This window comes from Halorubrum sp. SD612, from assembly GCF_002135005.1.
Genome location: NZ_NEWI01000263.1, coordinates 1 through 2,347, shown reverse-complemented (window position 1 = coordinate 2,347; position 2,347 = coordinate 1). Strand labels below are relative to the sequence as shown.

Sequence of the window (2,347 nt, the reverse complement as noted above, 5' to 3'; positions counted from 1 at the left end):
GGGACCTGCGGTCCCTCGCTGGAGTCAGTCGCCGGAGCGAAGCGGAAGCGACTGACAGGGCGAGAGCGAAGCTCTCGCTTGCAGCCGGACGTAGTCCGGCGACGAGGCTGGGGAGGCGTGAGGTGCGGTCCCGCGAGCGACCGGAGGGAGCGAGCGGGAGCACGGAAGTCGCAGCCCGCGCAGCGAGCGAAGCGAGCGAGCAGGACCGTCTTCCGGCGGTCGCGGTGCTGTTCCGGGCGGGACTCAAAGGGGCAGTCACCGGCGGCTCCGCCGCCGGCTGTCACCGGACTACGTCCGGTTTCAAGCGAGAGCTTTGCTCTCGCCCTGTCACCGGGCGAAGCCCGGTTGCCCGAGGGACGCAGTCCCTCGCTGCCCGTGGCGCGTCGCGCCACGCTGCCGCGAGGACGAAGCACGGCGTTCACGAGAGCAGAGCTCTCGTGAGCCAACCAGAACGCGGAGCGTTCTGGTGACGACGCAAGCACTGGAACGAGGGAGCGAGCGCAGTGAGCGACCGAGTGAAGCGCACAGCGAGTCGCGCGAGTCCTCGCGGCTGGGGCTTTGGAGGTGTTCCCTGCTGGTCCGTCACTGATGATTTATAAGCGAGCGACTGGGGCTTTGGAGCTGTTTGCCGCCGAGCCGTCAGTAACTATTTATAAACGAGCAACCGGGAATTGGAGCTGTTCGCAGGGGGCTCACTGGCATCCATTTATAAACAAACCGTAGGAGCTACTGAAGTAGCCGCCACGGCAGCGATCGCGTCACCGCGGCGTGACGATCTGCTCATCGAGACACTTGCTTTTTTAAGTCGCTCGCGGCGGCGGGACGAGGAAGACGTTCCCGTCCGCCCGCGCGACGATCTCCCCGGAGACGCTCCCGAGCAGGAGCCGCCGGATGCGGCTCCGGCCCTTCGACCCGACGAGGACCGTCGAGGGGGAGGTCGCCGCTTCGACGTCGAGGATCTCCTCGGCGGGGTCGCCCCGCCGGACCTCCGTCCGCGTCTCGATCCCCCACTCTTCCAAGGTGCGCGCCCGCTCGGCCAGTCGCTCCGCTGGACCGGCGCCGGCGTCGCCGCCCGCGCCCTCGTCTTTCGGCGAGCGGACGTGGACGAGCGTCGCCGCCTCGGTCGCGTGACGGAGGTACGAGAACGCGTCGAACGCGCGGGCGGCGTGCTCGGAGAAGTCCGTCGCGAAGAGGACGCGCCGGAAGAGGTGCTCGCGACGGACCGTCGGGTCGTCGACCGCCCGCTCAACGCGGTTGACTAACAGCGGGACGACGGTCGTCCGCGCGAGGTTGCGCGCGGTCGAGCCGACGACCCGGTTCTCCAGCGGGCTCCGTCCGCGCGAACCGACGACCGCGAGGTCCGCGTGGACGGTCCGGGCGACTTCGTTGAGGCGTCGGTGCGGCGTCCCGCGGACGACGTGCGTCTCGACGTCGAACCCCGCGGCCTCGATCACCGCCCGGTACCTGTCGAGCCCCCGGCGCCGCCGCGCCTCGAAGTCGACGCCCGGCGTCGCGGCGTGGACGTTCCCCGGAACGACCGTGACGAGGTGGATCGTCCGAACGCCGATGCGGCCCAGACAGTCCAGGCACGTCTCGTTCTCGATGGTCGCCTCGCTGGCGGCCGACAGGTCGGTCGCGCACAGGGCCCGCATGTCGACGCCTTGGGCGGGCGACGACAACACGGTTGCGCTCGACTCGAAAGGCGGGCGGCCGGAGGCGTCCGGTCGGAGGCGGGCGGCCGGAGGCGTCCGGTCGGAGGCGTGGGGCGACCGCAACGCGGACGACGAACGGGGCCGTCGAGCGTGAAAACCTCTCCGTAAGTTATCGGTACTCCGACCGAGGTTACCGGAATATAGTATTGTGCGGTCAGCCCAAAACCGTTATAGGCACGAAGCAGGTAGGGGAGAGTGAGCAGAAATGTGCCAAAAGCGAATTTCCGCGTTCGGAAGTCGGAGGGAGAGTCGATGGCAGGACTAGAGATACCCACCTGGGACCCGGAGACCGCCCTGCTTATCGGCGCGATCCTCCTCGAAGCGTTCGTGCTGTACGTGGGCTACGGCGGCCTCGAACGGCTCGTCGGGCCGTACCTAATGGACCTCATCGTCGGGGGTGACGCGAGTGCTCGGTAGCCTTCTCAGCGGGCCCGGCTTCCTGGGGACGAGCCCCGAGATGCTCGCCCTGTTCGCCGGGTTCGGCCTCGTCGTCGGCGTCCTGTTCGGGTTCTTCGGCATGGGAGGGTCGTTCCTCGTCACGCCGGCCCTGCTCATGTTGGACTACCCGGCGCCCGTCGCGGTCGGCAGCGGGATGGCGTTCGTCTTCGGGACGGCCGTCATCGCGACGCTGAAAC

General features: G+C 68.6%; 2 protein-coding genes and 1 pseudogene. 2 read left to right on the top strand and 1 reads right to left on the bottom strand.

Annotated features, from left to right (window positions below; all coding sequences use genetic code 11):
* Positions 1-800: 800 nt before the first annotated feature.
* Positions 801-1,652, bottom strand: a complete 852-nt coding sequence (locus tag B9G38_RS16140; protein WP_086221055.1) for a universal stress protein — start codon at positions 1,650-1,652, stop codon at positions 801-803.
* 312 nt (positions 1,653-1,964) lie between these two features.
* Here B9G38_RS16140 and B9G38_RS18435 point away from each other — a divergent pair, with 312 nt between their 5' ends.
* Both B9G38_RS18435 and B9G38_RS16135 read left to right on the top strand, forming a co-directional pair.
* On the top strand, positions 1,965-2,129 hold the full coding sequence (locus B9G38_RS18435) for a hypothetical protein (protein ID WP_198945726.1): 165 nt from the start codon (positions 1,965-1,967) through the stop codon (positions 2,127-2,129).
* Positions 2,119-2,347 (top strand): annotated as a pseudogene (locus B9G38_RS16135) (sulfite exporter TauE/SafE family protein); the annotation flags it as partial. The gene B9G38_RS18435 and the pseudogene B9G38_RS16135, both read left to right, overlap by 11 nt.